The organism is Chitinimonas naiadis (assembly GCF_054780835.1).
The window spans coordinates 562,567-585,714 of record NZ_BAAGVO010000004.1; the positions used below are offsets into that span (position 1 = coordinate 562,567).

The following is a 23,148-nucleotide window of genomic DNA, read 5'->3' on the forward strand; positions in this document are numbered from 1 at the left end:
CCTGCTGCCGGGCTATTCCTCACCCAATAGCCTGTTGCCGGGACGGACCTATCCCAAGCCGGCAATCCGGCTAGACCCACCAGTTCGCCGCTTTCGTGCAATCCGGACAGATGCTGGGCGATGGCGACCTCGCCCACCCCGACTGTACGTCATCTGATGCGCCATTGCGACAGGCCTGGGGCTTGTCGTTTGCCATGGCGGGAAATACATCAACGCGGGAGAGGTCGAGAAAGGCATCTCGCTTCATCCAGGAGCGGCTCGGTAATGACACTAGCAGACGCCCATGCCCAACGGGCCAATTATCCGCCGCGCCCTCGTCGGCACCGCCTGCCAGCGCAAGCGCACAGGGGTTTATGGCAACCATACTGCGCGTAGTGGCATCTGCCATGCGCTCGATGACGATACGCCCGTTGCGGACCTGAACACGCTCCCCGGCACCGATCAACACGCCACTACTCGGTAGCGGGTAACCATGGTGGACCATCTGTTCCGGTAGGTCGTTGTACAGACGCTCATCGCCAGACCATGTCGTGTCATTCCACCCAAAAACCTTGATAAGGTGCGGCTGCATACGCTTCGTGCCCAGTTCTGGTCCAGTGGCATTCACCGCATAGATCGACTGGGCCACTCGTTCCTTGCCCTGTGCCACGCCCATATCGCAGACCTCCCCCTCGTAGGCGCATTGGGCCTGGCCCGATGGCCCGGCACCAGCCAAAGCCAGCGAGGAACTCAAGACCAGTGACATCAGCAATGTGATCGTACCCACAGGGGTATTCATATTTTCCTTGTATCAAGCCCGGTCTGATCACAGTCAGACCCGCTCATTAATTATGCCTTTGGCATTATGCCAACAAGATATGCATACGTCATTTCAAGGCAGAAAAATCGGGCCTTCTCCCGGCAAGCTTTGTAAAAAACACAACAGATGGGCAGCGCTGTGCTTCAGCCGCAGGCCGATACGTGTGTTCGCTTGCAGCGAGAACGGGAAATCCGAGCATGGCCCGGCAGAGAACTAGCGTGACGCCCTAGCCAGCATGGCCGGCGTATCGATATCGAGCACAGTGCCTTCATCGCTCGTCGGTAGGCGGATGGCGGTGGACCAATCCAGCACCGCGCCGGCACCGCGCTCACCATCGAGGTCTTGCAGCCGCTCGAAGTATTGGCAAGGTATGCCCCGGGGGTGGCCTGGCTCGCCCAGGTGAACAGGCACGACCAGCTCACGGGTTTGCAGCAATCGCTCACCGAGCTGCACCAGCGTCGCGCTTTGCACAAAAGGCATATCGGCAAGACCAATCATCACTGCCTCGGCATTGGCTTGCTGCGCCCAACGAATACCGGCAGCCACCGAGGTGCCCAAGCCCTGCTCGCAAAGCGCATTCTCGACCACGGTTGCGCCAAACTGGGCACAGGTTGCCACCCCGAATGCATCGTCCGGCTTTACCACCACGGCAAGCTGATCATAGGCCGCCGTGTAGCGACGCAGTACCGCCGCCAGCAGAGATTCGCCGTCGGCGGTGAGCGCCTGGCGCTTGTCGGAGCCGAAGCGGGCGGCCTTGCCTGCAGCGAGTATCAGACCTGCGATCATGGTTATCCCAGGCAGCACTATCTGCGCCCAAGTTGCTCCAGGGTATCAAGGGTTGACGGAGCCTGGCAGGGCGATGCATCAAACGCCACCGCAAGTACGCTTGAAGCCGGCGAAAAATAGACGACGACCGAACAATGCAGCCGCCCTTCCGACTCATGCCGTACGAACACGGCAGCCGGGCTGTCAGGTGATGCGGCATACAGACCGGTCAACCTGGCTTCGAGGGCAGCCAGCGGTGCCTGCGCCAGCTGGCCATCGCCAAGATCAAGCACATACCAGCCGGCCGATTGGGCCGGAGCATTCATGATCTCACTCGACAGGATGTCCATGTCGGCATGCTACTGCAGATCCATCACGCTTGGCACCGGTATGGTACCTGGCATAAACGCGGCCTTCGCCCCGGTGAAAGGCGAAGGCCGCGCTGTCACCAGCGCTTAGCGCTGGCTCACTTTACCGTTGGCATCCGAGATGATGATCTCCACCCTGCGGTTCTGCTGCCGACCGCTGGTGGAGCTGTTATCGGCAACTGGATTGTCCTTGCCGTAGCCAAATGTCTCCACCCGGTTGTCGGCAACACCTTGGGCCACCAGGGCACGCTTGACCGACAGCGCACGACGCTCGGACAAGGACTGATTGAAGCTGGCGGAGCCGGTGCTATCGGTATGCCCCTCGATCAGCACCCGGCGCTCGGGATAGTCGCGGAGCACGGTCGCCAGCTTGCTGACGCTGGCGTTGCCACTTGGCCTCAGCGTCGCCTGCCCGACGTCGAACAGGACATCCCCCAGCGTGACGACAGTCCCCCTGTTCGTATGCTGTGCCGCCAGCGATTCCAGTGCGCTTTGCAACATGCTGGCACGCTGCGCTTCGCCCATGGCCTGCTGCTGCGAAATGTCGGCTTGCTGCTGGGCCTGGTTGGCCTTCATTTCGGCCATGGCGGCCTGCACCTTGGCCTGATTGGCCTCCTTGCTGCGTGCATCGGCAATCAGTTGCTGCCGCTCACTACCGGCCTGCCGCACATCCGTATCTGCCTGCCGCCCGGTCGCCGCCGCCTGTGCCGTGCGGACACGCTGCTCGACCAGATAGGCCTGGTGGCGAGTTTCCGTGCCGTTCCTGTCCTTGGCCCATTGGGCATCGGCTTTTTCCAGCGATTGCTTGGCGCGCTCCAGTTCCAGCGCTCCGTGCTGGGCAACCTGCGGGTCGGCACTCGCCCTCAGATACGCCAGGCGAGCATTCTCAAGTGCCGCATTCTTGGGGGGTGTAGTCTGGCAACCGGCAAATGCCAGGCCGATTACATCAAGGGATAAGCAACGGTTAAGGGTATTCATCGCTGTCACCTCTTTGCCTTATTGCGGGGTCGTCGTTGCGCGGTTGATCTCCTGGCGCAACACCTGATTGCCCTTGTCCACTTCCTCGACGGCCGTCGTGGACTTCTGGGCAGTTGCCCTTGCCTGGGCGTATTGCGCATCGACCTGCGCCTCTTCGGCCCAGCGTTTGGCTTCGATGTACTGCTTGGCTTGCGCCGCATTATTGGCCTTGGCCAGCTTGTCACGCGCCTGCGCCAACTCGGAAGCCGCGTAATTACCGGCACCGGCATTCTCGGCACTTTCGATGGCGGCCTTGCCCGCCGCCATCTGCTCTCGCGGCTCGGCAGACGTCGATGCGCAAGCAACAAGCCCCAGCCCAAACACACCGGCCAGGATGGTCTTCATCAAGTAGGAATTCATGGCTCAGCTCCTGATGTCAGGTACGGTGACCTGTCTCAGCAGCTTTCATGCCGTGGTCTGAAATGGCTTGCTGGCTGGCTTTGCGCAAACGGGAACCGACAGTCAGTGGCAAAGCGGGGGCATCGCCATGAAAGTTTTACATGCTGGCGGACCTGCAGCAGGCGCCACCCTCGAATGGCGGACTCTCACGGACACGATCCTCTGACAGACTAGCGCACCTTTTACCACTTGCCGCCGGCCCGGCAACGGTCTACTCCAGCGTGGCGACCCGCAACAGTGCCTTCCCCCTGCCTTGCTCCACATATTCATGCGCACACGCCGCTTCATCCATATTGAAGATGGCCGGTACCGGATGGATCAGCGAGCGGGATGCCAGCAAGTGGGTGATCTGCTGCACGCTGTCTTGTCTTTGCGATGGCGACAAGAGATAGACGACAAAGAAACGCAAGCTGGCGAACCTGACCATCAGGGGACGAAATTGCGCCAGGATTTCCGGCTCGCTGGAGCCATAGACGGAAACGGTACCACCGAAGGCCAGCAGATCACCGTATTGACGAGCATTGCTTGCGGCATCGACCTCGATGATGAGATCAAAACCCTGCCCAGCCGTAAAACTCAGTAAAGACGCCAGATGTGCTTCGCGATAGTTGGCCGCCAGCTCCGCGCCTGCGCTCATGGCAACCACAGCCTTCTCAGGGTTGCTGACCGTCGTTGCGACCCGGGCCCCTGCTGCGCGCGCCAGTTGTATTGCGTAGATGGCCACGCTGCCAGCGCCACCGGTGACCAGGACATGCTTGCCTGACAGATCGCCGGCCATCGCAACAAGCTGCTGCGCCGTCATCAACGGGATACCGATAGTAGCCCCTTCCACCAGGCTCACCTGCTCCGGCAGCGGTGCAATCTGTTGCTGTGGCAAGGTGACATACTCTGCCGCCGTGCCCATTGCACGCTGCCAGGCCGCCAGAAACACCCAGACCCGCTGCCCGACGAGTTGCCCGGATACGCCCTTGCCCACCGCCACCACGACACCCGCACCATCGCTATGCGGCACGATCAGCGGGTACTCCATGATTGCACCGGCTATACCTGCACGCCCTTTGGTATCGGAGGGATTGACCCCGGAGTAGGCCATCCTGACCATGACTTCGCCCGCCCCCGGCGGCTGGACTGCAAGTGTTTCAATGCCAAGCACGGCGGCAGCAGGACCCTTGGTACGATAGACAATCGCTTGCATGGTGGCGGGCATGGGGACTCCGTAATCATGGGTTCAACCGGCAAGGCAACGCCGGCATGGTCGAAGCGATGATAGGAGAGGAACGTTCAGAATAGGGTTAGCAAAAGGACTTGTTCTGTTAGCAAAACTGACTAAATTGGAACCATGAGACTTCCCAGCACGCAATCCCTCGGCGTCTTCGTGGCGGTAGCGAGGCACCTGAGCTTCTCCGCAGCGGCCGATGAACTGGGCATTACCCATAGCGCTGTCTCCCAGCAACTGGCCAAGCTGGAGCAAGTGCTGGGCGTACGTCTTCTGGCACGCAAAGGACGGCAGCAGGTGCAGCTCACCCCGGAAGGCCTGGTTTTCCGGCCCGAGGCAGAGCAAATCCTGGCGAGACTTTCCGCCGCCGTTGGAAAGCTGCGCGCAACCGCCACCCACACCTTGCACGTCACCGCACCACCGTCGCTCCTGACGCGCTGGTTGCTCCCGCGCGTGGCTTCGTTCAGCAACGACCATCCCGACATCGCCCTGCTATTGCATGCTGACAAGCGAGTGCTGGATCTGGTGGCGGAAGGCTTTCATCTGGCCATCCGCTACTGCCGGCCCGAGTCGGAATACGCCACGCCTTATCTGCTGGCGCAAGAATGGCTGTCACCTGTCGCCCAGCCGGGCTATGGGCACAAGCATCCGGGTGAGTCAGCCCGGCTACTGATGGACGATTTTGATGGATGGGACCGTTGGACAGACACGGAGGAAACCGCCGCCGTCCCGACGAGCGCCCTCGCCACCCCGGCCATTACCATCACCGACTCCGCCATGCTGCTGCAGGTCTGCGAGGATGGCCACGGCATTGCGCTTGGGCGCCGCTTGCTGGTCGCGGATGCCTTGCAGCGGGACAAACTGGCATGCCTGGTAAAGCGCTGGGTCCCGGCCAGAGGCGCCTATTACCTGGCACTGGCACCAGGCGCACCGGAGCATGAGCCGACAGTCCGTTTTGTGAAATGGCTGCGTCGCGAAATGGAGAAGGCCTTGCCACTGGATGCGGAAAGACACCCGGCTGGCTAGCCGCTCGCAGTGCCGCAGACAAAGTGCGAAGGAGCCATCTACACTGCCGACTACCGAAGAAAAGGCGGATGCCGATACGCTCGGCAACGACCACTCCCACTCCAGGCAAACGATGCAGATAACCCCGCAAGGCAAGCTGGCATGGCTATTACCCCAAAGCTGCGTACTTTGCCTGGCCGATAGTGGCGATGCGGGGATATGCGAACCCTGCCAGCAGGAATTGCCCTGGGCGATGCACGCCAGCTGCCCCCGCTGCGCCATTCCCACGCCACAAGGCAATCTGTGCGGCGCATGCATGCAGTCGCCGCCATCCTTCGACAGTACGTCGGCCGCTTGGCTCTACGCCTGGCCGGTGGACAGGCTGATCCCCGCCTACAAGTATGCCGGGCAGTTGGTGCTTACCAAGCCCCTCGCTGCCGGCCTGATCGCCAAGGCAAAGGCGGCAGTCCGGCCGGATGCCCTGCTCGCCATGCCGCTGCACCCTACCCGCTTGCGGGAGCGGGGCTTCAATCAGTCACACGAGTTGGCACGGCAGCTATCACGGGCTCTGGATCTGCCGCTGCTGTCCGATGCGGTTGTACGTACCAGGCTGACGCCTCCACAGGCCAGTCTGCCGCTGGATGAGCGACACAAGGCCATACGCGGAGTATTCCAGGTCCAAGCTGATGTGACTGGACGACACCTTGCGCTCGTCGATGACGTGATGACCAGCGGTGCCAGCCTCAACGAGCTGGCCAAGACGTTGAAGGCAGCCGGGGCCCGTCAGGTGGATTGCTGGGTGCTGGCGCGGACACCGTAGCCCTGTCTATCAGGTAGTTCGATAAATCCCACGAAGGAAGACCCATGAAGCGTCCCGAATGCATACGCCACTACAGTGAAATCCAGGGCGCCGATGATCGCCATTACCCGGGCAGCACGGAGTTGCTGTCGATCGGCTCACCCTTCGGCCGCACCTTTGGCTTTCAACGCCTGGGCATACACCATGAACTATTGCTGCCGGGTCGCCGCACCTCTTGGCCGCATGCGGAGAGTACCGAGGAAGAATTTGCCTATGTGATCGAAGGTACGCCCGATGTCTGGCTGGATAGCGTGCTGTACCGCCTGCAGCCCGGAGATGCCGTCGGTTTCAAGCCGGGCGATGGTTTGGCCCATACCTTCATCAACAATACCGCCGAGCCGGTACGACTGCTCGTGGTGGGCGATACCAACCGGGCAGACAACCGGATCCGCTACCCCCTGCACCCCAAGCGCAATGCCGAGGTCGGCGACATGCTCTGGGCCGATATGCCAGCGCGGATCCTCGGCCCGCATAACGGCCTACCGGATGGCGAGGAAGAGCGCTAACGCATGCCCAGCCACACAGAATCGCCGTTGAAACGCCCGGCCAGGCCGCGGCTGCAATACACTATCGGCTTTGTCTAATCACGGTGTGGCTTGTCGGTCACACCGGCTTGTCGAGCCGTTGCCACCATGTTTGCCGTCATACTCTTTGAACCCGAAATCCCGCCCAATACCGGCAATGTGATACGCCTTTGCGCCAACGCCGGTTGCGAGCTGCACCTGGTCAAGCCGCTGGGCTTTCCACTCGAGGACGCCAAACTGCGACGAGCTGGGCTCGACTACCATGAGTACGCCGCAATGCGGGTGCATGAGAACTGGACGGAATGCGCGGCACACTTTGCCGGCCGCCGAATCTTTGCCATGACCACCAAGGGATCGACCCGTTATGACCGGATCGACTATCTACCGGGCGATGCCTTTCTGTTCGGTAAGGAATCAGCCGGCCTACCGGCTGAATTGCGCGACGGCTTTGCCGCCGACCGCCGGATCAAGCTGCCCATGCGGCCGGATAACCGCAGCCTCAACCTCTCCAACGCGGTAGCGATCACAGTCTTCGAGGCGTGGCGCCAGCACGATTTCGCTGGCGGACTGATCTAGCGCACGGATGACACCGCAATCAACAAAGGGCCGCATTGCGGCCCTTTGTGTTGTGCCCCTTCAGGGCGGGGGCTCGGCGATGATGACCTGGTTCTTGCCGGACTTCTTCGCCTCATACATGGCCTGGTCGGCCCGCTCGGTCGCCGCCTCCGGATGCTCACCGTCGATGTAGCGGGTGACCCCGGCGGAAAACGTGATCAACACCCGCTCGTTGTTATGCAGGAAGAAACGCCGGGTCAGCTCGCGCTGCACGCGCCGCATCACATTGGCGGATTCGCTCAACACCGACTCCGGCATCAACACCACGAACTCCTCGCCGCCATAACGCGCCACCACGTCGGTGGGACGCAGCACATCCTTGATGACGGTCACCAAATGCACCAGCGCATCGTCACCTGCCTGGTGGCCACGCTGGTCGTTGAGCTTCTTGAAATTGTCGATATCCAGCAGCGCCAGACACAAGGGCTTGCCGCTACGGGAGACACGGGCGATCTCGGTCGCAAACGCTTCGTCAAACCCGCGGCGGTTCAAGGCACCGGTCAATTGGTCCTCCCGCACCTTCTCGCTGACGGCGCGCAATTCGGCTTCGAGCTCCTTGACCTTGCTGTCCGCAGCCTCCGCTGCAGTACGTGCGGTGATCAGGTCCTCGCGCGACCGCGCCATGTCGAGCTGCATGGAGCGGGTGTCCTGCATCAACTCGTCCAGCAGGTGCTTGAGGTCGACAATGTTCTGCGAGCCTTCGATCCGCTCTGCATACGCGGTGATCTTGTCGTGGTAGCCGGTAGTCGAATCCGCCATGCCGCCCAGGCGGTCGATGAACAGCGAGATCATGCCCTTGAGCGTTTCCTGGGTTTCTTCCAGGCTGTGCCGCAGCATGCCCTGCTTATAGACCACTTCCTTGAAACCGACTTCGGCGTCGTACAGGCGGCTCATGCTGAGCGGCTTGGAGAGGATGTCGCGCACTACCTCCAGCTGGCCCTGCACCCAGCTGTCCTCGCCCGACAGCGCCACCAGGTTGTCGCTCAGGAGCATCAGGAGATTGACCAGGCCATTGGTAATACGGCCCTCACGCTCGCTCTTGAGTTCGAGCTGAATCCAGAACTTCTTCAAGCGCTGAGCCAGGAAATTGAGACCCTGCTCGCTCGCGACCGTCTCGGCAGCCAGCGCGAGGCTACTAGCCTCTTCGGCCAGATCCGGATGATCAGGCAGGCGTTCGGCCAAGCCCATGCGCAGGGTTTTGGCCAGCAGGTCGCGCCAAAGCTCCCAGTCACCCAGTTTGCCTACCCTGGCATCGGCTGCGCTGGCCGTATCCGCCAGCGTCGCCACAGCGGCGGCCTCCGGTGCATCTGCGGTCTCGAGTACATCGATATCACCACTGCCACCCGAACCATCCGACCAGCTCCGCACCAGCGCTGCGAGCTTTTCGTTCAAGAGATTGGGGTAGTTGCCAAAATTGAGCAGCACCTTGGCCAGCGACTCTTGCTTGCGGGAGTGGCTGAAATGGGGGCTGCGCAGGTCCCATTGGGTAATCAGCTCGCGGATCAGCTCGGACCAGGCACGGGTCAATGCCGCCTGGCCATTCTGGGATTCGATGGCGGCAAGCAGGATAGGTGGAATATTGACCCACTCTCCCTTGCCGGCGGCTTTTTCAATCAGGGCTGCATCACGCTGCAGCTCCGGCGTCTGCTTGGGGAACTGGCGCAGTACCGCCGTGAGCTCCGTCACTAGCGGATGGCCGTTGCCGTTACCGTTGCCATTGCTACGCTGCCGGGGTTTCCCGTCCGACATTTCGTGATAAAGCTCTTCGTAATGCTCCGGCGTCGGGGCAATACGGCGCAGCGCGAGCTGCCTGAGGGTCTCGCGCGCAATATCGGTAGGATTAGTCAGCGGATTGCTCATTTATTCGCTTGAGATGAATCTGTTAGCAACTGGGTCAAGGCGAGCCGGTTCGCCCGCCAAAGGCGCATCCGTGCTACACGCAGCCCATGCCGCCAGAATTATGGAGCATGTAGGGCCTAACCGATAGCCGACCATAAAACAAAAAGGGGACCCGGCAAAGCCGGATCCCCTTCTTCATGAAGCAGCGTAGTGGGCTTAGGCGCCGACGACGACAATCTTCACGTTCACGACGACGTCGTGATGCAGAGCCAGAGCAACTTCGTACTCACCGATAGCCTTCAGCGGGCCTTCCGGCAGACGAACTTCCATCTTCACCACGGGCACACCAGCAGCGGTAACGGCTTCGGCGATGTCGTGGTTGGTGACGGAGCCGAACAGACGACCATCAACACCGGCCTTCTGGGCGATGGTGACTGCGAAGTCGGTCAGCTTTTCAGCGCGAGCCTGGGCAGCGACCAGGATTTCGGCTTGTTGCTTTTCCAAATCGGCGCGGCGGGCTTCGAAAGCCTTCAGGTTAGCGTCGGTTGCGCGCTTGGCCTTGCCTTGCGGGATCAGGAAGTTACGGGCGTAGCCATCCTTGACCTTGACGATATCGCCCAGGGTGCCGAGGTTAGCGACTTTTTCGAGCAGAATGATTTGCATGTTGGCGGCTCCGGCTTAGTGCTTGTCGGTGTAAGGCATCAGCGCCAGGAAACGAGCGCGCTTGATAGCGTCGGACAGCTGACGCTGATAACGAGCCTTGGTACCGGTGATACGAGCCGGGATGATCTTGCCGTTCTCGTTGATGAAATCCTTCAGCAAGTTGACGTCTTTGTAATCAACTTCCTTGATGCCTTCGGCGGTGAAGCGGCAAAACTTGCGGCGCTTGAACAGATGACGGGACATGATGACCTCTTGAATTCAGAAAACTGCGGGAGCTGCGCTCAGGCGCGCTTCCAGTCGGTAATGTGCAGAACCAGGCTGTGCTTGTAGCGTTGGCTTCGTCCGGCCAGAAAACCCTTTACCAGGATTTCCACACCGTCCGACAGACTCGCCAGACCCTTTGCTTTGTCACCCAGGCAGACACAGGGCATTTCGCACTGTACTTTCCGTTCGGTCCCGGCTTCCGCCTGGGTCGATTCATGCATGAGCCTGAATTCGACCGCCGGAATGCCGGCCGGGGTGTAACGCAAGGGCTGGAGGTCAAGTACCTGGCCGTGTGCCACGACCTGGTTACGCGCGCTCAAGCCTCGGACCTAATCAGGCTGCTGCCGCTTCCTTGGCTTCAGGAGCCGTGGACAGCGACTTGGACTTCTCTTCCTTCATCATCGGCGAAGGCTCGGTAACAGCCTGCTCGGTTTTGAGGGTGAGGTGGCGCAGCACGGCGTCGTTGAACTTGAACGCGTGTTCGAGTTCGTCCAGGGTGCCTTGACCGATCTCGATGTTCATCAGCACGTAGTGTGCCTTGTGCATCTTCTGGATCGGGTAAGCCATCTGGCGACGGCCCCAGTCTTCGAGGCGATGGATCTTGCCGCCGTCGTTGGTAATCATCGTCTTGTATCGCTCGATCATGGCGGGCACTTGCTCGCTTTGATCGGGATGCACGATGAACACGATTTCGTAGTGTCGCATGTGATCTCCTTGCGGATTATCAGCCTGCCGTCATGCGGTAACGGTCAGGCAAGGGTGGAAAGCCGGGCATTCTAGCCTGCAATATCCGCACAGAGCAAGGAAATCAGGTGTTTAGCTGCTGACTGCTTGGTTTCGGCGCCAATTTGGTCCGGCAACCTGGTCAGTCGCCCCCAATGTGGGCGGGGCGGGGGCGCAAACTTCACGCCCCAAGCCTCTGCCTAATGGAGTTTGATTTTCGGCCGATGTACCCGATCCAGCCATTCCGACAGGGTAATCAGCACCGTCCGGGTCCAACCCGACAAGGCAACCTGATGCTGCTTGTGCAGGCCCCAGTACATCAGCTTGGCAAGCTGACCCTCTACGAACAGGCTGCCCTTGGCCAGGCTGCCCATCAAGGACCCAACCGAGGAATAACTGGCGAGCGACACCAGCGAGCCGTAGTCCTGGAAGGTGAAGGCCTTGAGTGGCTTGCCCGCCAGCGCCCGTTCGATGTTCTTCGCCAGCAGATCCGCCTGCTGATGTGCCGCCTGGGCGCGTGCTGGCACCCAGCCGCCAGCGCCATTGGGGCAGGCCGCACAATCGCCGAAGGCGAAGATGCGCTCGTCGCGGGTAGTCTGCAGCGTGGGCTCGACCACCAGCTGGTTGATGCGATTACTCTCCAGACCGCCTATCTCCTTGAGGAAATCCTCGGCCTTGATACCGGCAGCCCAGACCGTGAGGGTGCTGGGTATGAACGTGCCACTGGCCATGCGGACGCCGGCCTCGCTGACCTCGACCACCCGTTCATTGCTGTGTATTTCGATGGAAAGCTTGCGTAGCTCGACTGCCGCTGCCTGCGACAAGCGCTCCGGTAGCGCGGCAAGGATGCGCTGGCTGGCCTCGACCAGGACAATCTTCAGGTCGCTGTCGGGGTCGATATGATCCAGGCCGAAGCTGACCAACACCTGAGCCGCCGCGTGTAATTCCGCGGCCAGCTCCACACCCGTGGCACCGGCACCGATAATGGCCACCGTCATGCGGCCGCGGCCAGCCTCCTTGGGGAGATTGTGCGCGCGCAGGCAAGCGTCAATCAGGCGTTCGTGGAAATGCCGGGCGGCTTCGGGGCTATCAAGGCGGATCGCGTGCTCTGCCACGCCCGGCGTGCCAAAGTCATTGGTCTGGCTGCCAACGGCCAGTACGAGATAATCGTAGGCCAGGCGCTGGGCAGCAATGATCTCCCGCCCTTCGCTATCCAGGAGTGGCGCGATCAGTATCTCGCGCGCTTCTCGATCCAGGTCGGCAAGGCGGCCCTGGCGGAACCGGAAGTGATGCCAGCGAGCTTGCGCCAGGTATTCGATCTCTTCGGCATGGCTGTCGTAGCTACCGGCAGCCAACTGATGCAGGAGGGGCTTCCAGATATGGGTACGGTTGGCATCGACCAGGACGACTTCCGCCCTGCCCTTCTTACCTAAACGGTCACCCAGCCGGCTTGCCAGCTCCAGACCGCCGGCACCACCGCCGACGATCACGATCCGTGGACATCGCCTGTCATCCGCCATACACCACTCCGTTGAATATATTGGACGAGCGCCATTCTACCCTGCGGCGTATGCCCTGGCCCAAGTACGGATGGCGTGGTTGCTTATGTCCGACATATACCGATGGTGTCGGCGATGGACGATTACACCGAAAGACGCATGCCGTCGTAACCGACCTCGATGCCGTCCGGCATGCGGGCCGAGAGCGCGTGATACTCCAGCTCGTGGGTCATGTGGATCAGCACGGTACGCTTGGCGCCGATACGATCGGCTGCGGCCAAGGATTGCGCTACACCGAAATGGGTATGGTGAGGCTGTTCACGTAGGCAATCGAGCAGAAGCAGGTCCAACCCGTGCAGATAGTCGAAACTGGCTTCAGGGATTTCCGATACGTCGGTCAGGTAGGCAACCTTACCGATGCGATAGCCGTAGACCGGCCAGCGACCGTGCAACAGTGGAATCGGCGTGATCTCGACACCACGGTGGCAGAAAGGCCCATGCACGGGCGTGGTCTGCAAGGACGGCAGCTCCCACCAGGGGCCGGGTGGGAGCGTGGTGTAGTGAAAGCGGGCATGGATATCCGCCATCGTGTAGTCGCTACCAAACACCGGCAATGCCGCCTTGTTCACATAGCAAAAGGCACGCAGGTCATCGATACCATTCATGTGATCGGCGTGCTGATGGGTGTAGAGCACCGCATCGACCTTGGTCAGTCCCTCGCGCAAGGCCTGGGTGCGCAGGTCCGGGCCGGTATCGATCAGGAAGCTAAGCCCCTGGGTGGTGATGATGCTGGAGGCACGAGTACGCCGGTTCCTGGGGTCGGACGACGTACAGGTCGCGCAACGGCAGCCAATGGCCGGCGTGCCGGCACTGGAACCACAACCAAGAATCAGCAGATCGGTGCTCACGCCAGACTACCCTCCAGCTTGAACAGGCGGGCAAAGTTGGCCGTGGTGGCCGCCGCGACCTCCTCGACCGAAATCCCCCGCAGATCGGCGATGTGCTCTGCAACATGCTTCACCAGTGCCGGGTGGTTCTGCTTGCCGCGAAATGGCACGGGCGCCAGATAGGGAGAGTCGGTCTCGATCAACATGCGCTCGAGCGGAATGGTGCGTGCTACCTCCTTCAGCTCTTCCGCCTTCTTGAAGGTGACGATGCCGGAAAAGGAGATATAGAAATTCTGAGCAATGGCGGCATCCGCCACGGCTTGCGATTCTGTAAAGCAGTGCATGACGCCGCTGGCCTCGCTGGCACGCTCTTCCTGCATGATGCGCAGCGTGTCTTCCGATGCGCTGCGGGTATGGATGATCAGCGGCTTGCCAGTGGCCCGCGCAGCCCGGATATGGACCCGAAAACGCTCGCGCTGCCATTCCAGATCGCCCTGCAAGCGGTAGTAATCCAGCCCGGTCTCGCCAATAGCGATGACCTTGGGGTGCCGAGCCAGCTCGACCAGTTGCTCCACCGTGGGCTCAACCTCGTCCTCATAGTCGGGATGCACGCCGACCGAGGCATAGACATGCGCATAACGCTCCGCCATGGCGATCACATTGGGCCAGTGCGGCAGGTTGACCGATACGCATAGGGCATGGCTCACCCGGTTGTCGCGCATGGCGGCCATCAGCTCGTCGGCACGCTCGGCGAGTTCAGGAAAGTCGATATGGCAATGAGAGTCGATGAACATCAGGTTTCAGCAGATAAGTGAATGCGGGTGTGCAGCCTGGAACAGCCGCACACCCGCCGAGTTTATCGCGTTCCTTGAGGTGGGGCCTACTGGCTTGAGGCCCCTTGGGGAACCAGGCTTAGCGTATGTGCTGCCGGCCCCGGCAGGAAGGGGGTCGCCTCCCCCTTTACCCAGGCCTCGTGCCCCGCCAGGAAATAGGGGCTGAGCGGGTGCCCGCTCTGGCCGCCCGGCATATTGAATATGCCCAGCTCTTCCTTGCCTGGCGACACGGCCATGCGTTGTGACTGTCCGAAATTCGGGCCGGCAACACGGGGCATGTTCTCGTCACCCGGTAGCTCGTCCTCGGGCGCCGACAACCAGGTCTTGAGCGCCGGCATAAAGCGCACAAAGGGGTGGGCAATCTTTGCCGTATTGCGGGTACCCCAACTTGCCTCCGACAGCTGCCGGCCATTGGTGGTGAGGTCAGCAATCACCCTGTCTATGGCGGCCAGCTCCAAGGATTGCCAGCTACGGCCATCCGCGAGCCAGCCTTTGGGGCGCTCATCAATCATCCGGGCGATGACAGCGGCCCAGCGCGGATTGGCCCGGGCGTAGTCTGCGCCTTCGAACACGGCACCCATCTGCTGGTCGACGCCACTGAACAGCTCATCGTAAAGCGCGTGCATAAAGCCTCGGGTCAGGCGATAGCCCACCGAATCAACACTTGCCCTGCCAGTCCAGGTTTCCTGCAACAGGCGACGGAATTCCGCCCGCTGCGGTCGGCTCGCCACGGCGGAGTCGGTCAGCACCTTGATTGCCCGCTCGCGCCATTGGAACAGGAACAGTGCGCGGTCATCGAGACCCACCTCGTAGACACCTTTCTCGCTGGTCCGGCCCAGGGCGCTCAGGTCATCTCTCACCTGCTGGGCACGGGCGCCCATATCGGCCCCGCCATCCCCCAGCTTGCGATAGTCTGCACCCGCCAGCTGGCGGTTGTTGGCGGTCCAGAGCTGACCACCCACCGGATCATTCACTTGCGGGTAGTCGCTGGCCGGGCGCAACCCTTGCCAGCCCAGGCCTATGTCATCAGCCCGGTAGGGATAGGTCACCGCAGACGTCGCGTCGCGGGCCGGCAGCGGACCGGCGATGGTCCAACCAATATGACCCGCACTGTCCCCGGCCGTCATATTCTGGGCCGGCATGCCTGTCACCTTGGCGACCGCCTGGGCCTGCGCCAGATCCGTGGCTTGCTCGAGCCCGCGTAGCTTGAGGTTGACGGCCCCAGGCTCGTGAGCCACCCAGTGCACGACATAATAGCGCCCATTGACCTCGCGGATCGGGCCCAGCGAGCTTTCCAGCACCGTCATTTCGGCAGCAGGCGCCCCCTTGACCAGCAGCGACTCATGCCGGGCCTTGACCTCTTCCCAGCCTGCCGGCAACTGGAAGCGCAAAGGCTGGGCCGGGTCGCGGTCGACCTCGATCAGGTCCAGGTAATCCCCATAGCTATTGGTAAAGCCCCAGGCAACCTGGCCATTGCTGCCCACCACCACCAACGGCGCACCCGGCAGCGTCACGCCCATGATGCGGCGCGTCTTGCCGGCCACCTCGGGGTACTGCAACACCGCGCGGTACCAGATATGCGGCAGGCGTATCCCGAGATGCATGTCATCCGCCACGATGGCGCCACCATGCTCGCTACGACTACCGGCAACTGCCCAGTTATTGCTGCCCACGGAACTGCGAAAATCCAGTGCGGCGCGCTTGCCCTCTATCGGCTTGCCAAACCAATCCGGCGCACTGGCCGGTGCTGGCAGCTGCGGCACGCTAAGCCCAAGGGCATCCAGCGGCGCATCATGGACCGAGCCTTCGGGCAGCAGATAGGCCAGTTGCTCGGGGGTGCTGTGCTCGCGTAACCAGCCGCGGGCCAATTCGCGCTTTTCGAGGTTGCCTTGCAGCTCGAAATACATGGCCCAGACCACCAGCAGGGTATCGGCCGATTGCCAGGCTTGGGGCTGGGTGCGCAGCAGGCCGTACTCGAACGGCCTGGCAGTCAATGCCGCCAGACCATCGTTCACCCCACGTGTATAGCGATCCAGCAGTCGCAGGTCATCTGCCGACAGGGTCTTGAGTGCGGCCTCGGCCCGGGCACGGAAACGATGAAAGCGATGCTCCCTATCCACATCGAGCGCAGGCGCGCCAATCAGTTCGGCCAGTTCGCCGGCCGCAACCCTGCGCATCAGATCCATCTGGAAGAAACGATCCTGTGCATGCAGATACCCAGTGGCGTAGGCCACATCATCACGGTCCTGTCCCATGATTGTGGGGATACCCAAGCCATCGCGCGTAACGGTCACTACCGCGTGCAGGCCCTGCCCCTTGACCTCGCCATCCAGCGTAGCAAGGCTGCCGCGCAGGAACAGCCATAGCGCCAGCACTGCCATCAGGCAGAGCAACAAAAGACCCAGTACAAATCGCAGCGCCCAGCGCCGCCCCCTGCTGTATTGCATGACTGCACCCTGTTTGTTTTTACAGGCCGGACATCCTTATCACTACACAGGCAAGAAGCGAGCCAAAGTAGCGCAGCGTATCATTGACGCTTTGTTTTAAGGACAAGGTGTCCAGCTCTCCCTGATGGTGCCAGCAAAAAGCCCGGGCAATGCCGGGCCTTTGTGGTACTTCTGTACAACATTATTACATAGTGTGCGTGGTGCGGTTGGACTGCAAGGCACCGCCCAGCAAGCCCTCGATCTTGATACGCGCCTGCTGCCCTGCTTCATTATCGGAAAACTGCACACCCACGCCCTGCGTGCGGTTGCCGTGGGCACCGCCCGGGGTGATCCAGGCGACCTTGCCGGAAACCGCGATACGGGCGGGATCTTCCATTAGTTGCAATAGCATGAAGACTTCGTCGCCAATATTGTATGCCTTGGCGGTGGGAATGAAGATGCCACCGCCCTTGACAAAGGGCATATAGGCGGCGAACAAGCCAGCCTTTTCTTTGATACTCAGCGACAGCACGCCGCCAGTACGGGGTGCGGCGGGGGCGGCTGGTTTTGGCGCTTCGGACATAAGTTTCTTTTACCCTCTGTTCACGGCTCTGACGGCCTGTTGGTAACCGAACAATAGCTGCTCGTAGACGAGACGTGCATTGAGCGGGTGGCTGGCGAACTTCTTGGCCTCCAGCACGGTATCGTGATAGCGCATCAAACGGATCGGGTCCAGGGATTGGGCCAATGGCGCAAGACGACTAGCTTCGTCGGGATAATAGCGGACAGACTGTGCCATCCCCAAGCGCGCCAGATCATGCAACCAGCGCGATAGCCAGTCGGTAACCCGTGTGACCTCCACTTTCTGCTTGTCCAGCCGTTCCGCCAGCGCCAGCGGATCGAGTTTTCGCGGCTCGGCCAGCTCGGTCAGAAAAGCCCGGCGCGCAGCCAGCACACTTGCATCGGCACGTTCCATGGCAGCCAGCGGTGCACCGCCCGCTTCAGCCAGATAAGCCTCGGCATCGGCCAAGCCCTGCTCTGCCAGCCAGGCGAGCGCAGCGTCACGTGCAGGCACCGGCAAGGCAAGGCGTCGACAGCGACTACGTATGGTGGGCAGCAGCCGGCGCCATTGATGGCTGACCAGGATGAACATCGCACCTGCAGGTGGCTCCTCCAGCGTTTTCAGCAAGGCATTGGCCGAAGCGAGATTCAGCGCTTCCGCCGGCTGGACCAGCGTGACGCGGCGACCAGCCCGGTGGGCGCTCAAATGGACAAAGTCATTCAGCTCGCGGACCTGATCGACCGAGATCCAGGCCGAGGCCTTCTTCTTGCCCTTGCCGTCTTCGTCACCTTCTTCCTCAGCCGCCGGCGCAAGCTCCCGGAAGTCCGGATGGTTACCCGCCAGGAACCAACGGCAGGCATCGCATGCACCGCATGGCTTTACGGCGGAGGGCGACTCGCACAGCAGGGCCTGCGCCAGGTGGCGACCAAACGCAAGCTTGCCGATGCCCGGCTCGCCGGTCAGCAACAAGGCGTGGGGCAACCGTTCACCCTGAACAATCAGGGCTTCATAATCTGCGTGCTGCCAGGGGAAAAGCATCAGCCCACCCCCAGACCGGCAAGAACCTTGACCAGATCTGCCTGTACTTCCGCCACCGACTGGCTGGCATCGAGTACACGTAGCCGCCCTTGGGAGCCAGCGGCGCGCGCATGGTAGGCCGAGCGTACCCGCTCGAAGAAGGCATCCTGCTCACGCTCAAAACGATCCAGATCCCGGCCATTGGCCAGGCGTGCACGGCTGACTTCGAGCGGCACATCGAACAGCAGCGTGAGATCGGGCTCCAGCAAGCTGTCGCCCCTGCCCTGCACCCATTGTTCGAGTGCACCGAACTTGTCGAGCGCCAGCCCGCGCCCCCCAACCTGATAGGCATAGGTCGCATCGGTGAAACGATCACATACCACCCAGCGGCCCGCCGCCAGGGCAGGCTCGATCACCTGGGCCAGATGCTCGCGGCGTACGGCGAACATCAGCAGCGCCTCGGTCTCGAGGTGCATGGCTTCATGCAGCAGCAATTCACGCAGCTTCTCGCCCAATGGCGTACCGCCGGGTTCTCGGGTCACGACATGGTCGATGCCACTCTCGCTCAGCCTGGCGGTCAGCCAGCTCAGGTGCGTACTCTTCCCCGCGCCATCCAGGCCTTCGAGGGAGATAAAGCGTCCACGGGACGTAGGGGACATGAAATCGGGTTCCAGACAGTACCGGTCAGTGACGGGGGCGGATTATGCCAAATGAATAGAATGCGCGAACAAAAACCTGTCGCAACTGATCATATCGGATTGTATACATTGTACGGCCGGCATCACGGGGCTACGGTTCGGGCATCAACGCCCGCCCAACTGATAGCGGCGCACGGCCTGATTATGCTCGGCGAGATTGCTGGAGAAATACGAGCTGCCATCACCCTTGGCGACAAAATACAAGGCCTTGGATTGGGCCGGATTGGTCGCCGCCAGCAATGCGGCCATGCCTGGCATGGCAATCGGCGTAGGTGGCAAGCCGCCGCGCGTGTAACTGTTATATGGCGTATCGGTTTCCAGGTGGATACGCTTGAGATTGCCGTCAAACGCCTCACCCAAACCATAAATGACCGTCGGGTCCGTTTGCAAACGCATACCGATGGCCATCCGGTTATGGAATACCGACGCGATCATCGGCCGGTCCTTGGCCGTGCCGGTTTCCTTCTCGATGATGGAAGCCAGTATCAGGGCGTCGTACGGCGATTTCAGCTGCACGTTGGCCGTGCGCGACTCCCAGGCCACCGACAGTTGCTTCTGCATCGCCTCGTAGGCGCGCTTGAGAACCTGTACATCCGAGCTTTGCTTGGCAAAGTGATAGGTATCGGGAAAGAACAAGCCCTCAGGATGGCTGACCTGGGCTCCCAGCGCAGCCAGTACGGCCGCGTCATCCATATTGACGAGGTCGTGCCGCAGATCGGGGTTCTTGGCAAGCGCCGCCTTGACCTGTCGCCAGTTCCAGCCCTCCACGATCGTCAGCGTAGCGCTCGTCACGTCGCCATCGCTGAGCTTGGCCAGCAGTTGCAAGGGGGTAATAGGCTGTGCAATTTCGTAGCTGCCCGCCTTGATACGGCTGGCAGTGCCCGTCAGGCGGGCAAGCTGGGTCAGCAGCCAAGGCTCGGTAACCAGGCCTTCCGCTGCCAGTTGATTGGCCGCCATGCGCATGGTCGTACCACGCTCGAGCACGAAATCCCGCGGCGCCTGCTCAAGCGGCATGGGTGTATTGGCGTAACGCCACACATACGCCCCCGTTGCTACGGCAGCAAGCAGTGTCAGCAAGAACAGCATGGCCAGCAGGCGGCCAAAGCCGGATGCTTTTTTCTTCTGGGCGCGTTTACGTGCCAACTTGATCTCCCTGAACCGGCATCGCCATCGTCATCATTCCTGCACAGGCGCTGAAGCCTGGCCCTTCATCCGGGCGAAGAAACGCTCCACCACGTTCAGCTCGCGGGTTCGCAGCATCGGCGGCAAGGCTTTCCATATCTGCTTGCCGTAGGGCTTATCGACCAGCCGTGGGTCACAGATCATCAGCACACCCTGGTCCGTCTCATCACGTATCAAACGTCCTGCCCCCTGCTTGAGGGTAATGGCGGCCCGCGGTAACTGGTACTCAATAAAGGCGTTGCGGCCGGCCTTGTTGATCTTGTCGATGCGAGCCGCCAGCACCGGATCGTCCGGCGAGGCAAATGGCAACTTGTCGATCACGACCAGTCGTAACTGCTCGCCCTTGACGTCAATACCTTCCCAGAAAGTCTGGCTGGCAACCAGGATCGCATTCGGCTGCGTACGGAAACGCTCCAGCAATTCGGTACGGGTCCCCTCGCCTTGCAGCAGCAAGGGGTATTTCAAACCGAAAGACGGTAGCTGCGCGTTCAATAGATCGTAGGCTTCACGCATGGCCCGCAGGCTGGTGAACAGCAGGAAGGCATGGCCTTCCGAGAGCTTGATCAATGGCAAGGCGGCATTGACCACGGCCGCCGTGTAATCCCGGCTGTTCGGGTCCGGCAAGCCCTGCGGTACATAGAGCAAGGCCTGCTGCTTGTAATTGAAGGGGGATTCCCACGCCGCTTGTTCGGCATCCCACAAACCCATTTCATGGGTGTAGTGCTTGAAGTTGCCGTTCATGGCCAGCGTTGCGCTGGTGAACACCCAGGCGCGCTCTTCGTTCATCTGCTTGGCAAACAGTCGGGCAATATCCAGCGGCGTGATATTGAGCTGGAAGCCGTGCGGGCTGACTTCAAGCCAGTAAACCGCATCGAGCGAATTGGCCTGCTTCTTGGCAGCCTCGCTGCCAGCGGGCGGAATGGTGACCGGCGCGTCGGCACTCCCGCCACTGGCGGTGCGCCAGTTGCGCAGCACACCAAGCTGTTCAGCCGCACGGCGGCGGCAGTTCTCCAGCCCTTCCGAGCGCTCGGCCTGGTCGATCAGCAGATTCACCAGTGCGGTGAGTTTTTCTTCCAAATCGAACAGTGCTGCATGCAGCTCCAGATTCTCAGCCAACTGGTGTTGCGGTGCGCGCAGGTTGCTTTCGGGGCCGAACACCAACCGCAGGTCACGGGTGGATTTATCGAGTGCCAATGCGGCGGCAGGCAGATGGACAAAATCCTTGGCAGCAGCCAGCGCCTCGGCACGGCTGTCACGCGCCAGCTCCAGCAGGGCGCCCGACGCAACCGTCTCGCCAAAGAACAGGCTGGCGACCTCCGGCAACTGGTGCGCTTCGTCAAAGATCACCGTATTGCAGCGCGGCAACAATTCACCCGCGCCTTCATCCTTCAGCCACACGTCGGCAAAGAACAGATGGTGATTCACGACGACGACATCGGCATCCAGCGCCTGGCGCCGGGCCTGCATGACAAAGCAGTCCTGGAAATTCGGGCAATCCGAGCCCAGGCAATTGTCACGGGTCGAAATGGCGTGCTGCCAGGCCGGCGAGGATTCCGGCACGGTGTTGCAGCCCGACTTGTCACCATCCTTGGTCGTAGCGGCAAAACGGGCGATAGCCTGCAGATGGGTAACGTCCTCCTTGCGGGCGAAGCGCCCATCCGCCAGCGCACGCTGCAGATGATAGGTACAGACGTAGTTGGCACGCCCCTTGAGCAGCGCCGTAGTCACGGGCACCTTGAGTACCGCTCGCACCTTGGGTAAATCACGGTGGAACAGCTGGTCCTGCAGGGTCTTGGTACCCGTCGAGACGATGACCTTGCCACCGGATAGCAGCGCAGGTACCAGATAGGCGTAGGTCTTGCCGGTACCGGTGCCGGCCTCAGCGATCAGCGGCTTCTTCTCCTTGATGGCACGCTCGACCGCCTGCGCCATCTCCACCTGCTGCGGGCGTGGTCGATAGCCTGGCATGGCTTGGCTGAACAAGCCATCTTCAGAAAATACGTCGTCGAGCGTGGTCACGGATGGGTAGATACGAGTAGGAAAAGCGCGGCGATTCTAGCATGCCGCCACCGCCCTCCCCGCGTAGCCCGCCAAAGACATCCGTTTCGTCACGACAACCATGCAAAACGCCGCTACAGGAGCGGCGTTTTTTCACTGCGGACCGCGCCAGAAGGATCAGGCGCGCACATCCACCGAGTTACCCAGGTGCGCCGGGTTGCTGGGGGGCTGCGGCAGCGCCTCGAGCAGTGTGGCCGCGTTCTGGGCTTGAATATCCATCGCCTTGCGCAGCGTAAGGATAGCCGCAGTCGATGCCGTGTTGGCAGCCGCCTGGTCGGAAATCGCGCTTGCCATGCTGGAAATATCCATTTTCATCCTCTCAGACCCCCAAGGGGCCAACTCTGCAGCGTTGGGCGGCCGTCAAAACACAAGCCTGTAAGCAGCTATCGGCTACTTTTTGCGTTTCTTTAGCGGCACCGCAGATTTTGTTTTACCGGCGCCGCCCTTGGTCTTGGCGCTGAGCACCTTCTTGCTGCCGCCCTTGGTCGCCGTAGCCTTGCTACCCTTGCGGGAGCCCCCGGCAATCGCCTTGCCGGACTTGCTGCCAGCACGACTGGATGTCGCCACGACGCGCTTGGGTTTGCTGATGGGTACGGCGGCCGCCGGCGTATCACCCGGCAGTGGCGCATCTGCCTGCAGGGGTGCAGACGGAACGACCGGTGCCGTATCGGCCACAGCAGGCACCACCATCGCCGCAGCCAGCAGACCCGCCACCAGCGCACGACCAGCGGCAAAAGACACAAGCGAGTTCGACATCATTCGTAAAGACTCCAAAAGCATTCGGGCGCAAGGAAGGCGCGTAGTGTAGCGGCAGCTTTGCGCCGCCGCAGGCTTTGTTTGCAACAGGCCACAGCAGCCCGGTCGCTCTGATTTATAATCGACGGCTTTCCAGTCATCGCGCGCAACTTGCCCGCCGCCAGAACAGGTCAT

26 protein-coding genes are annotated in these 23,148 nt (G+C 61.3%); 4 read left to right on the forward strand and 22 right to left on the reverse strand.

The genetic code is table 11. The annotated features are described in order from the left end of the window. Positions 1–70 precede the first annotated feature (70 nt). From ACYVHK_RS08515 to ACYVHK_RS08540, 6 genes are all read right to left on the reverse strand, one after another. A complete protein-coding gene (locus ACYVHK_RS08515) occupies positions 71–778 on the reverse strand; it encodes a hypothetical protein (protein ID WP_460529847.1) in 708 nt (235 codons plus the stop codon). A gap of 234 nt (positions 779–1,012) precedes the next feature. Beyond that, a complete protein-coding gene (locus ACYVHK_RS08520; protein WP_460529850.1) occupies positions 1,013–1,585 on the reverse strand; it encodes a nucleotidyltransferase family protein in 573 nt (190 codons plus the stop codon). A gap of 17 nt (positions 1,586–1,602) precedes the next feature. Next, positions 1,603–1,914, reverse strand: a complete 312-nt coding sequence (locus ACYVHK_RS08525) for a hypothetical protein (protein ID WP_460529853.1) — start codon at positions 1,912–1,914, stop codon at positions 1,603–1,605. A gap of 105 nt (positions 1,915–2,019) precedes the next feature. Further along, positions 2,020–2,910, reverse strand: a complete 891-nt coding sequence (locus ACYVHK_RS08530) for an OmpA family protein (protein WP_460529856.1) — start codon at positions 2,908–2,910, stop codon at positions 2,020–2,022. Positions 2,911–2,928: 18 nt separating this feature from the next. Then, complete coding sequence (locus ACYVHK_RS08535) at positions 2,929–3,309, reverse strand: DUF4398 domain-containing protein (protein ID WP_460529859.1); 381 nt, start codon at positions 3,307–3,309, stop codon at positions 2,929–2,931. Positions 3,310–3,559: 250 nt separating this feature from the next. Further along, entirely contained in the window at positions 3,560–4,555 is a 996-nt protein-coding gene (locus tag ACYVHK_RS08540; protein ID WP_460529862.1) for an NADPH:quinone reductase, read from the reverse strand. 132 nt (positions 4,556–4,687) lie between these two features. Here ACYVHK_RS08540 and ACYVHK_RS08545 point away from each other — a divergent pair, with 132 nt between their 5' ends. From ACYVHK_RS08545 to ACYVHK_RS08560, 4 genes are all read left to right on the forward strand, one after another. Next, positions 4,688–5,590 carry a LysR family transcriptional regulator gene (locus tag ACYVHK_RS08545; protein WP_460529865.1) on the forward strand — a complete coding sequence of 301 codons (903 nt, stop codon included), beginning with the start codon at positions 4,688–4,690 and terminating at the stop codon, positions 5,588–5,590. Between the two features lie 112 nt (positions 5,591–5,702). Next, the gene (locus tag ACYVHK_RS08550; RefSeq protein ID WP_460529868.1) at positions 5,703–6,389 is read left to right on the forward strand and encodes a ComF family protein; all 687 of its coding nucleotides are present in this window, start codon (positions 5,703–5,705) and stop codon (positions 6,387–6,389) included. A 44-nt stretch (positions 6,390–6,433) separates the two neighbouring features. After that, complete coding sequence (locus ACYVHK_RS08555; protein ID WP_460529871.1) at positions 6,434–6,934, forward strand: cupin domain-containing protein; 501 nt, start codon at positions 6,434–6,436, stop codon at positions 6,932–6,934. A gap of 126 nt (positions 6,935–7,060) precedes the next feature. Further along, positions 7,061–7,528, forward strand: a complete 468-nt coding sequence (locus ACYVHK_RS08560) for a tRNA (cytidine(34)-2'-O)-methyltransferase (protein WP_460529874.1) — start codon at positions 7,061–7,063, stop codon at positions 7,526–7,528. Between the two features lie 60 nt (positions 7,529–7,588). Here ACYVHK_RS08560 and ACYVHK_RS08565 read toward each other — a convergent pair whose 3' ends face one another. The 16 genes from ACYVHK_RS08565 to ACYVHK_RS08640 all read right to left on the reverse strand — a co-directional run bounded on the left by ACYVHK_RS08565 (position 7,589) and on the right by ACYVHK_RS08640 (position 22,977). After that, positions 7,589–9,427, reverse strand: coding sequence for a GGDEF domain-containing protein (locus ACYVHK_RS08565; protein ID WP_460529877.1), 1,839 nt, complete (start codon positions 9,425–9,427; stop codon positions 7,589–7,591). A gap of 195 nt (positions 9,428–9,622) precedes the next feature. Then, positions 9,623–10,069 (reverse strand): bL9 family ribosomal protein, encoded by a 447-nt coding sequence (gene rplI, locus ACYVHK_RS08570; protein WP_460529880.1) that lies wholly within the window; start codon positions 10,067–10,069, stop codon positions 9,623–9,625. A gap of 15 nt (positions 10,070–10,084) precedes the next feature. Beyond that, on the reverse strand, positions 10,085–10,312 hold the full coding sequence (gene rpsR, locus ACYVHK_RS08575; protein WP_284196645.1) for a 30S ribosomal protein S18: 228 nt from the start codon (positions 10,310–10,312) through the stop codon (positions 10,085–10,087). A gap of 38 nt (positions 10,313–10,350) precedes the next feature. Next, positions 10,351–10,653, reverse strand: coding sequence for a primosomal replication protein N (gene priB / locus ACYVHK_RS08580; protein WP_460529885.1), 303 nt, complete (start codon positions 10,651–10,653; stop codon positions 10,351–10,353). Positions 10,654–10,666: 13 nt separating this feature from the next. Further along, positions 10,667–11,038, reverse strand: a complete 372-nt coding sequence (gene rpsF, locus ACYVHK_RS08585) for a 30S ribosomal protein S6 (protein ID WP_460529888.1) — start codon at positions 11,036–11,038, stop codon at positions 10,667–10,669. A gap of 218 nt (positions 11,039–11,256) precedes the next feature. Then, positions 11,257–12,576 (reverse strand): NAD(P)/FAD-dependent oxidoreductase, encoded by a 1,320-nt coding sequence (locus ACYVHK_RS08590; protein WP_460529891.1) that lies wholly within the window; start codon positions 12,574–12,576, stop codon positions 11,257–11,259. 122 nt (positions 12,577–12,698) lie between these two features. Continuing rightward, positions 12,699–13,463, reverse strand: a complete 765-nt coding sequence (locus ACYVHK_RS08595; protein WP_460529894.1) for an MBL fold metallo-hydrolase — start codon at positions 13,461–13,463, stop codon at positions 12,699–12,701. Continuing rightward, entirely contained in the window at positions 13,460–14,236 is a 777-nt protein-coding gene (locus ACYVHK_RS08600; protein WP_460529897.1) for a TatD family hydrolase, read from the reverse strand. Before ACYVHK_RS08600 ends, ACYVHK_RS08595 begins: the two co-directional genes overlap by 4 nt. 86 nt (positions 14,237–14,322) lie before the next feature. Further along, positions 14,323–16,722 carry a penicillin acylase family protein gene (locus ACYVHK_RS08605; protein WP_460529900.1) on the reverse strand — a complete coding sequence of 800 codons (2,400 nt, stop codon included), beginning with the start codon at positions 16,720–16,722 and terminating at the stop codon, positions 14,323–14,325. Positions 16,723–16,906: 184 nt separating this feature from the next. Beyond that, complete coding sequence (locus tag ACYVHK_RS08610) at positions 16,907–17,284, reverse strand: PilZ domain-containing protein (protein ID WP_460529903.1); 378 nt, start codon at positions 17,282–17,284, stop codon at positions 16,907–16,909. Positions 17,285–17,293: 9 nt separating this feature from the next. Then, positions 17,294–18,301 (reverse strand): DNA polymerase III subunit delta', encoded by a 1,008-nt coding sequence (holB, locus tag ACYVHK_RS08615; RefSeq protein WP_460529906.1) that lies wholly within the window; start codon positions 18,299–18,301, stop codon positions 17,294–17,296. After that, complete coding sequence (gene tmk / locus ACYVHK_RS08620; RefSeq protein WP_460529909.1) at positions 18,301–18,939, reverse strand: dTMP kinase; 639 nt, start codon at positions 18,937–18,939, stop codon at positions 18,301–18,303. The genes holB and tmk overlap by 1 nt, the downstream gene beginning before the upstream one ends. Before the next feature lie 144 nt (positions 18,940–19,083). Continuing rightward, a complete protein-coding gene (mltG, locus tag ACYVHK_RS08625) occupies positions 19,084–20,121 on the reverse strand; it encodes an endolytic transglycosylase MltG (protein ID WP_460529912.1) in 1,038 nt (345 codons plus the stop codon). A 33-nt stretch (positions 20,122–20,154) separates the two neighbouring features. Beyond that, positions 20,155–22,179 carry an ATP-dependent DNA helicase gene (locus tag ACYVHK_RS08630; RefSeq protein WP_460529915.1) on the reverse strand — a complete coding sequence of 675 codons (2,025 nt, stop codon included), beginning with the start codon at positions 22,177–22,179 and terminating at the stop codon, positions 20,155–20,157. 156 nt (positions 22,180–22,335) lie between these two features. Next, a complete protein-coding gene (locus ACYVHK_RS08635) occupies positions 22,336–22,527 on the reverse strand; it encodes a YjfB family protein (RefSeq protein ID WP_460529918.1) in 192 nt (63 codons plus the stop codon). A gap of 81 nt (positions 22,528–22,608) precedes the next feature. Next, complete coding sequence (locus tag ACYVHK_RS08640; RefSeq protein ID WP_460529921.1) at positions 22,609–22,977, reverse strand: hypothetical protein; 369 nt, start codon at positions 22,975–22,977, stop codon at positions 22,609–22,611. Positions 22,978–23,148 lie beyond the last annotated feature (171 nt).

Excerpts from the sequence above, each read along its gene's own strand:
- ACYVHK_RS08515 (WP_460529847.1), bottom strand. The coding sequence starts at position 778 with ATGAATACCCCTGTGGGTACGATCACATTGCTGATGTCACTGGTCTTG.
- ACYVHK_RS08520 (WP_460529850.1), bottom strand. The coding sequence starts at position 1,585 with ATGATCGCAGGTCTGATACTCGCTGCAGGCAAGGCCGCCCGCTTCGGC.
- ACYVHK_RS08525 (WP_460529853.1), bottom strand. The coding sequence starts at position 1,914 with ATGGACATCCTGTCGAGTGAGATCATGAATGCTCCGGCCCAATCGGCC.
- ACYVHK_RS08530 (WP_460529856.1), bottom strand. The coding sequence starts at position 2,910 with ATGAATACCCTTAACCGTTGCTTATCCCTTGATGTAATCGGCCTGGCA.
- ACYVHK_RS08535 (WP_460529859.1), bottom strand. The coding sequence starts at position 3,309 with ATGAATTCCTACTTGATGAAGACCATCCTGGCCGGTGTGTTTGGGCTG.
- ACYVHK_RS08540 (WP_460529862.1), bottom strand. The coding sequence starts at position 4,555 with ATGCCCGCCACCATGCAAGCGATTGTCTATCGTACCAAGGGTCCTGCT.
- ACYVHK_RS08545 (WP_460529865.1), top strand. The coding sequence starts at position 4,688 with ATGAGACTTCCCAGCACGCAATCCCTCGGCGTCTTCGTGGCGGTAGCG.
- ACYVHK_RS08550 (WP_460529868.1), top strand. The coding sequence starts at position 5,703 with ATGCAGATAACCCCGCAAGGCAAGCTGGCATGGCTATTACCCCAAAGC.
- ACYVHK_RS08555 (WP_460529871.1), top strand. The coding sequence starts at position 6,434 with ATGAAGCGTCCCGAATGCATACGCCACTACAGTGAAATCCAGGGCGCC.
- ACYVHK_RS08560 (WP_460529874.1), top strand. The coding sequence starts at position 7,061 with ATGTTTGCCGTCATACTCTTTGAACCCGAAATCCCGCCCAATACCGGC.
- ACYVHK_RS08565 (WP_460529877.1), bottom strand. The coding sequence starts at position 9,427 with ATGAGCAATCCGCTGACTAATCCTACCGATATTGCGCGCGAGACCCTC.
- rplI (WP_460529880.1), bottom strand. The coding sequence starts at position 10,069 with ATGCAAATCATTCTGCTCGAAAAAGTCGCTAACCTCGGCACCCTGGGC.
- rpsR (WP_284196645.1), bottom strand. The coding sequence starts at position 10,312 with ATGTCCCGTCATCTGTTCAAGCGCCGCAAGTTTTGCCGCTTCACCGCC.
- rpsF (WP_460529888.1), bottom strand. The coding sequence starts at position 11,038 with ATGCGACACTACGAAATCGTGTTCATCGTGCATCCCGATCAAAGCGAG.
- ACYVHK_RS08590 (WP_460529891.1), bottom strand. The coding sequence starts at position 12,576 with ATGGCGGATGACAGGCGATGTCCACGGATCGTGATCGTCGGCGGTGGT.
- ACYVHK_RS08600 (WP_460529897.1), bottom strand. The coding sequence starts at position 14,236 with ATGTTCATCGACTCTCATTGCCATATCGACTTTCCTGAACTCGCCGAG.
- ACYVHK_RS08605 (WP_460529900.1), bottom strand. The coding sequence starts at position 16,722 with ATGCAATACAGCAGGGGGCGGCGCTGGGCGCTGCGATTTGTACTGGGT.
- ACYVHK_RS08610 (WP_460529903.1), bottom strand. The coding sequence starts at position 17,284 with ATGTCCGAAGCGCCAAAACCAGCCGCCCCCGCCGCACCCCGTACTGGC.
- holB (WP_460529906.1), bottom strand. The coding sequence starts at position 18,301 with ATGCTTTTCCCCTGGCAGCACGCAGATTATGAAGCCCTGATTGTTCAG.
- tmk (WP_460529909.1), bottom strand. The coding sequence starts at position 18,939 with ATGTCCCCTACGTCCCGTGGACGCTTTATCTCCCTCGAAGGCCTGGAT.
- ACYVHK_RS08635 (WP_460529918.1), bottom strand. The coding sequence starts at position 22,527 with ATGGATATTTCCAGCATGGCAAGCGCGATTTCCGACCAGGCGGCTGCC.
- ACYVHK_RS08640 (WP_460529921.1), bottom strand. The coding sequence starts at position 22,977 with ATGATGTCGAACTCGCTTGTGTCTTTTGCCGCTGGTCGTGCGCTGGTG.